Source organism: Rhizobium sp. 268, from assembly GCF_036571585.1.
In the GTDB taxonomy this organism is placed as follows: Bacteria; Pseudomonadota; Alphaproteobacteria; order Rhizobiales; family Rhizobiaceae; genus Rhizobium; species Rhizobium redzepovicii.
The window spans coordinates 58,505-64,989 of sequence record NZ_JAPPSO010000021.1 but is presented as its reverse complement, the minus strand read 5'-3'; the positions used below and the strand labels follow the sequence as shown (position 1 = coordinate 64,989).

At 58.1% G+C, this 6,485-nt stretch carries 4 protein-coding genes, 3 pseudogenes and 1 other annotated feature; of the genes and pseudogenes, 5 read left to right on the top strand and 2 right to left on the bottom strand.

Features of this window, described 5'->3' with window-relative positions; genetic code table 11:
* Positions 1 to 72: 72 nt before the first annotated feature.
* The gene (locus tag OS035_RS29620) at positions 73 to 501 is read left to right on the top strand and encodes a cytosine permease (protein WP_331814554.1); all 429 of its coding nucleotides are present in this window, start codon (positions 73 to 75) and stop codon (positions 499 to 501) included.
* A gap of 2 nt (positions 502 to 503) precedes the next feature.
* On the opposite strand, the pseudogene OS035_RS29615 reads toward OS035_RS29620, so the two are convergent.
* A pseudogene (locus tag OS035_RS29615) lies at positions 504 to 1,255 on the bottom strand (IS6 family transposase).
* A 31-nt stretch (positions 1,256 to 1,286) separates the two neighbouring features.
* Here OS035_RS29615 and OS035_RS29610 point away from each other — a divergent pair.
* Positions 1,287 to 1,556 (top strand): hypothetical protein, encoded by a 270-nt coding sequence (locus OS035_RS29610; protein ID WP_331814552.1) that lies wholly within the window; start codon positions 1,287 to 1,289, stop codon positions 1,554 to 1,556.
* Position 1,557: 1 nt separating this feature from the next.
* Here the strand turns inward: OS035_RS29610 and OS035_RS29605 are convergent.
* Positions 1,558 to 2,790: pseudogene (locus OS035_RS29605) on the bottom strand (IS3 family transposase).
* Positions 2,390 to 2,506, bottom strand: a sequence feature (AL1L pseudoknot). It overlaps the preceding pseudogene by 117 nt.
* 681 nt (positions 2,791 to 3,471) lie before the next feature.
* Here OS035_RS29605 and fdxB point away from each other — a divergent pair.
* The 3 genes and pseudogenes from fdxB to rpoN all read left to right on the top strand — a co-directional run bounded on the left by fdxB (position 3,472) and on the right by rpoN (position 6,078).
* Positions 3,472 to 3,765: a ferredoxin III, nif-specific gene (gene fdxB, locus OS035_RS29600; protein WP_331814550.1), complete on the top strand. Its 294-nt coding sequence runs from the start codon at positions 3,472 to 3,474 to the stop codon at positions 3,763 to 3,765.
* 20 nt (positions 3,766 to 3,785) lie between these two features.
* A pseudogene (locus tag OS035_RS29595) lies at positions 3,786 to 4,112 on the top strand (RNA polymerase factor sigma-54); the annotation flags it as partial.
* A gap of 409 nt (positions 4,113 to 4,521) precedes the next feature.
* Positions 4,522 to 6,078, top strand: a complete 1,557-nt coding sequence (rpoN, locus tag OS035_RS29590; protein WP_331814548.1) for an RNA polymerase factor sigma-54 — start codon at positions 4,522 to 4,524, stop codon at positions 6,076 to 6,078.
* The last annotated feature ends 407 nt before the right edge of the window (positions 6,079 to 6,485 follow it).

The following is a 6,485-nucleotide window of genomic DNA, read 5'->3' as shown; positions in this document are numbered from 1 at the left end:
CGGCCCCGACCGCCGCCAACAGCCCAACGTCAACCAAAGCCACAGGCGCTGTGAGAGATGCGGGCTAAAGCTATGGAAATTGAGCAGCGTACGATCGACTTTATACCTGAGGCAGAACGATACGGAAAAGAACGTGATCTGTTTCCGGTCTGGTTTGGGGCAAATGTCAACTTGACCTCGCTTGTAACAGGAGCGCTTCTGGTCAGCATGGGCTTGAACCTGTTCTGGGCCGTCATTTCGATTGTTGTCGTCGTTTCAATCGGTACAATCCTTGTAGCATCCCATTCCGTGCAGGGTCCGCGGCTTGGCATCCCTCAGATGATCCAGTCTCGAGCGCAGTTCGGGGTGCTTGGTGCGATCTTCCCAATGCTTTTCGTGATGTTCATCTATTTTGGCTTCAGCGTCAGCAACACTCTGCTCGCCGCCCAGACTGTGAACGGAGTTGTAGCGGTGGCGATGTCACGTTGTTTGATCAACGGCCGAAAAGTCGCTTGTCGGTAAACTCAGGCAATTGCAGCGGTCACGGCTTTCCACTGCGCCATGGCGCGGATCCGATGAATATCGGTGGCTAGGGCTGAGTGTCTCTGGTGCGGCGCGACGAAAAGATTTCGGACTGCTGAAAAGACCGAGATGAAACGTTGCAAACCTCCGACGGATCGAAAGCCCTGCATCATCCGCTCTCGTTTTCGAAGCGGCACGTGAGAATTCTCTGCGCGATTGTTAAGGCCCTTGTGCGATCGATGTTCGACGCCGGACATTACATCCCGTTTTGCCGCGCCGTATGAGCGCAGTTTGTCGGTGACGATGCGCTTCGGCGACAGACCCTGCTTCTTCAGCAGCCTGACCAGCAATCGATTGGCAGCCTTGGTATCGCGGCGGGTCTGGACGATCTCGTCGAGAACGTAGCCGTCTTGGTCGACAGCACGCCACGGCCAATGTTTTCGGCCGCCTATGGAAATCACGACCTCGTCCAGATGCCAGATATCCTTCCGCGACGGCTTCTTTCTACGCAACTGCTTGGCGTAGGCCGCCCCGAATTTGCGGCACCACCGCCGTATCGTTTCGTAAGAAACGACGATGCCGCGCTCCAGCAACATTTCCTCGACCAGCCGCAGGCTCAACGGGAACCGGAAATACAGCCAGACCGCACGGGCGATAATCTGCGGTGGAAATCGGTGGTGCTTGTAGCTGATGGTCGATGAGGTCATCTCAACCGTATTACCCGCCACCCGTTAAGTTGCCTACAACGTGACATCGCCCTGCCGAGCAATGTTTCTTCGAAGAAGGTGTTCTGGTACACCTTCGCGGGCATCGCTGTTGCACTCTTCGCGATGATGCTCCTGGGTGCGCTGCTGGCGGTACAGATCCCGACCTTCAGTGACAACTCCGGTGGTAGTCTTGCTATGCTGTTCGGTAGTTTTTCGCCGATCTTGTATGTGCTGATCGTCTACGCGCTTCTGTGCATCAACGTGTTCAATTTCTACGGCGCGTTCATGGCAGTAGTGACGACCATACAACTGAACCGCCCCGGGTTTGCCGGAGGCCATTTGGTTTAAGTTATGCGGCCATAGCTGGTTCGTCCAGGGTGGCATAATACTGCTCCTCGGCTTCGGCAGGCGGGATGTTGCCGATGGGCTCAAGAAGCCGTCGATGGTTGAACCAGTCAACCCATTCCAGGGTGGCGAATTCAACCGCTTCGAAGTTGCGCCACGGCCCTCTCCGATGAATGACCTCGGCCTTGTAGAGGCCGTTGATCGTTTCCGCGAGCGCATTGTCGTAGCTGTCACCGATACTTCCGACCGAAGGCTCGATACCTGCCTCGGCCAGTCGCTCGGAATATTTGATCGAGACGTACTGAACGCCACGATCGCTGTGATGGACGAGGCCGCCGCCACGAACGGGACGCCGTTCATGAAGAGCCTGTTCCAAGGCATCGAGGACAAACCCGGCATGGGCGGGTCCGGCTTACTCGCCAGCCGACAATGCGGCGGGCAAAGGCGTCGATGACGAACGCCACGTAAACGAAGCCAGCCCAGGTTGCGACGTAGGTGAAGTTGGAAAGCCGCAACATGTTCGGCCTCGGCGCTTTGAATTGGCGATTGACCCGGTCGAGCGGGCAAGGGGCGGCCTTGTCCGCCACAGTGGTTTTGACGGGCTTGCCGCGAATGATGCCCTGAAGCCCCATCGTTCTCATGAGACGAGCAACGGTGCACCGGGCGACATCGAAGCCCTCCCGCTGCAACTGCCGCCAGACTTTCCGCACGCCATAGACCTGGAAGTTCTCATTGAGCACCCGGCGTATCTCGATCTTCCAAGCAATGTCACCGCGGGCGCGGACCGAAAGCCGGTCCACGTCTTCACGCTTGGCGATGTTCTCGTAATAGGTGGACGGGGCAATCGGCAGCAGCCTGCAGATCGGCTCGACCCCAAACACCCCACGGTGTTCATCGATGAAGGAAATCATCGCTTCAGTGGGCGGTCGAGCTCCGCCATCGCAAAATAAGCAGAGGCTTTGCGCAATATCTCGTTGGCCTGACGAAGCTCACGGTTCTCCCGCTCAAGAGCCTTCATCTTCTCGGCCATGTCGCTCGGAATGCCGGGACGTGAGCCGCTATCCACTTCCGCCTTCTTCACCCATTCATCGAGCGTCTGCGCCGTGCAGCCGATCTTGGCCGCTATCGAGGACACCGCCGCCCAACGCGAGGAATACTCGCCTTCGTGATCCAAAACCATCCGCACCGCTCGGGCGCGAACTTCAGGTGAAAATTTGTTTGTTGTCTTGTTTGTCATGGCTCCACTTTCTCAGAAGTTGGAGCCTCCGGCAAACCCGGGGCGGTTCAAGATTGGATGGCTATGGTTTACCGGAGGCTCTGCTCCGCGCTGAGATTCACGCGATCAAATGCGGTGGTTTAACGGGCGACGACATGTGCATCACGCTCGCCGAATCCAACAGGCCGCGAGGCATATCTTCAGTCGTTAGCGGCGGTTAAACGATCTCGGAATCAGCGTTGCGTCTTGCCAAGCGCATGGAGACACCCGCTCTCGCAAAGCTGACAAAGCTGCCGCACTGTGGAGCCCCTCGCGAGAGCGGACTGGTCCGAAATCCCCAGGTTAATCAGGGCGCCATCGGCCTGGCACGACGAGTGCTAGGACCAACCGAGACACAAAAATACATTCGGTTGGAGCCAAGGGACGTCTGGCCGCTGACATGTAAGTCTCCCAACCTGTGAAGGAGGGGCTATGGCCTCGGTGCTTGAAAATACCCTAAGGCGCGTTTTGGAAGCAGCCGAGCTCCTGGATCTTAATCCTGGTGTACGGCTGAAGAGGAATACCATGATAGCGATCCGTGAGACCTGTTCACAGGAAAGGCATCCATGTCTCAAACGCCCGTCTCAAAGGCTCTGAGCCGACCTTCAAGAGCAATGCTAGGTCGGCATTACGCAAAAAGACCTCGCTGCACAGGAGAACACTATGCCGGATTCATTCGTAAGCCGCGACGGATCTAGATGGCTCCCGGAATATCTGAGCCAGATAGACGCAAGCTGCATTGGCTGCGGCCGCTGTTTCAAAGTCTGTTCGCGTGACGTCATGCACCTTTGCGGCATCACCGACTCGGGCGAAATTTTTGGTGACGGTGATGGAGAAGACGATGATGAGGTCGATCGATTGCTGATGATTGTCGATCACCCCGGCCGATGTATCGGTTGCGGCGCCTGCGCCCGCGTCTGCCCGAAGAATTGTCAGACTCACATCATGTCCCACTAACGGACCGAGGAGATTTCCCCATGACCTCTGCCAATCTTTTCCTCCGTCAGACGCACTCTTTGGTGCTGACACCGCGACTGATGCAAGCCATCCAGTTGCTGCAGATGACGCGTTTCGAACTCAAGCAGTTCATCACCCTGAAAGTTGAGAAGAACCCGCCGCTCGAATTTCAATCGAACGACGGGGAGACAGGCGACGATGAGAAGTTCGGCCGCTTGCCGGAGGACGCCGGCGCAGACGATCGTTACGACAACCGGACCGGCGCGCTCTCCAGCGAATGGTCTGACAATGCCAGCACCAGTCGGCTGAGTGAGGAAGTCGACGCCGATTACACCATTTTTCCCAACCGACAAGGTCTGCCGAGTGGCCCTGTCGCGTCTCCGACGAAAACCTGCAGCAAAGATGTCTAGAGCGGACAACCAACAGCATGCCCAGTTGGAAAGGTGAGGATTCTCAAACTGGCATCGCTCTTGCTCGCGGAACTGAGCTTTCAAGCGTTATTGGAGTTCGGAATGTCCCGAGGGATAAGTTGTAATCGTATAGCCACCAACACCGCGCCTGAGAGTAAGCGCTTGCCTACCCGCAGACACGCCATGCCGATGATCCAGTGTTCACCGAAAATGGGGGATCCTTCGATGAAAGTAATCGCTCTTGTGGGCACACTGCTCTTCTCCGTCTCCCTTGCCGCCTGTGGCGAGGCATTCGGTAGTCCGAACCTTGACCTGACAACATTTTCCTAACGACCAGGAGGTTTCCATGGCCTTGTCGGCAAACCTTTTCCTGCGTCAGACCCAGTCCCTGGTGATGACACCGCAATTGATGCAGTCCATCCAGTTGCTGCAGATGACGCATTTCGAACTCAACCAGTTCATCGCCCTGGAAGTGGAGAAGAACCCGCTGCTCGAATTTGCGAACGACGGCGAGACGGGCGACGAGTACACGGCAGGCGATGACGAGCGGTTCAGCCACTCAACGGAAGATGCCGGCGCGGATGATGGCACCGACAATCGTGAGGATGCGCTTTCCAGCGACTGGTATGACTATGGCGGCAGCGCCAGCACCAGCCGGCTGAACGACGAACTCGACACCAATTACAGCAATGTCTTTCCTGATGACGGTGCCCCGCAGCGCCTCGATGCGCCGGAGCTCGTCAGCCAGTGGAAATCGATGCCGGGCAGCGGCGAGGGCGCCGATTACGATCTCGACGATTTCGTCGCCGGCCAGGTGTCGCTGCGCGATCATCTCGCCCAGCAGATCCCCTTCGTTCTGCCTGACATGGCCGACCGGCTGATCGCGCAGAATTTCGTCGACCAGCTCGACGACTGTGGTTATCTGCAGGCCGATATCGTCGAGGCGGGCGAGAGGCTGGGCACGAGCCTCGCACAGGCCGAGCGCGTGCTTGCTACGCTCCAGAGCCTTGATCCGCCGGGTGTTTTCGCCCGTAGCCTCGCCGAATGCCTGGCGATCCAGCTCAGGCAGAAGGACCGATACGACCCGGCCATGCAGGCTCTGGTCGAAAACCTCGAACTGCTGGCCCGGCGCGACTTTGCCACGTTGAAGCGGCTCTGCGGCGTCGACGAGGAAGATCTTCTGGACATGCTCGGCGAGATCCGTCAGCTCAATCCCAAGCCCGGCAGCGGCTTCGAAGCGGGTGTTTCCGAAGCGATCACGCCGGATGTAGTCGTCAGGTCCGCCTCGGACGGCGGCTGGCTGGTCGAGCTCAATCCGGATACGCTGCCGCGCGTGCTGGTCAACCAGTCCTATTTTTCCCGTGTGACGAAGAACGGCGAGGACCACGCCTTCCTCTCCGATTGCCTGCAGAGCGCCAACTGGTTGACCCGCAGCCTCGACCAGCGGGCAAAAACCATCATGAAGGTGGCAAGCGAAATCGTCCGCCAGCAGGACGCCTTCCTGCTGCACGGCGTCGATCACCTGCGCCCGCTGAACCTGAAAACGGTCGCCGAGGCAATCAAGATGCATGAATCCACCGTCAGCCGCGTCACGTCGAACAAATATATGCTGACGCCGCGCGGCCTCTTCGAACTCAAATATTTCTTCACCGTCTCGATCAGCGCCGTCGCCGGCGGCGACAGCCATTCGGCCGAGGCCGTGCGTCACAAGATCCGCGCGCTGATCCTGCAGGAGAGCCCGGAGGCGGTGCTTTCCGACGACGATATCGTCGACATGCTGAAGAAGGGCGGCGTCGATCTCGCACGCCGCACCGTTGCGAAATACCGGGAGGCGATGAATATCGCTTCTTCGGTGCAGCGCCGCCGCGAGAAGCGGGCGCTCGCCAAGGTAGCTGGTTCGTGAAGAGACGCCAAGGGTGCCTTCTTCGAAGGCACCAATCAGACGGTGGTTGCAGAAGGAGAACACACAGTGAAGAGCTATACCATTCCAGATCACCTTCCCCCCACCTTGGTGAAGGACTTCAATCTGTTCACATCTCCGGCATGGTGCCAACGGCAAACGGAGATCCACACGCAGCCGCTGCTCGCGTCCGTGGAGAGCCCGACATTTTTATTCTACCTGCAACGCGGGACCGGTTGGCGTCCTGGCTGATCGCCCGCGTGCGCCCGGCGCAAGGTGCTAGTGAATGTCGAATCCTTTTCGGCCATGAACATCTTCTCCTCCGCACTCGGCGAAGACTGGCCAGTGATCCCGCTCCAACTCCAGTCGCCTAACCAGCATCTTTCGCGCGCTCCCAGAAACTCAGTTCT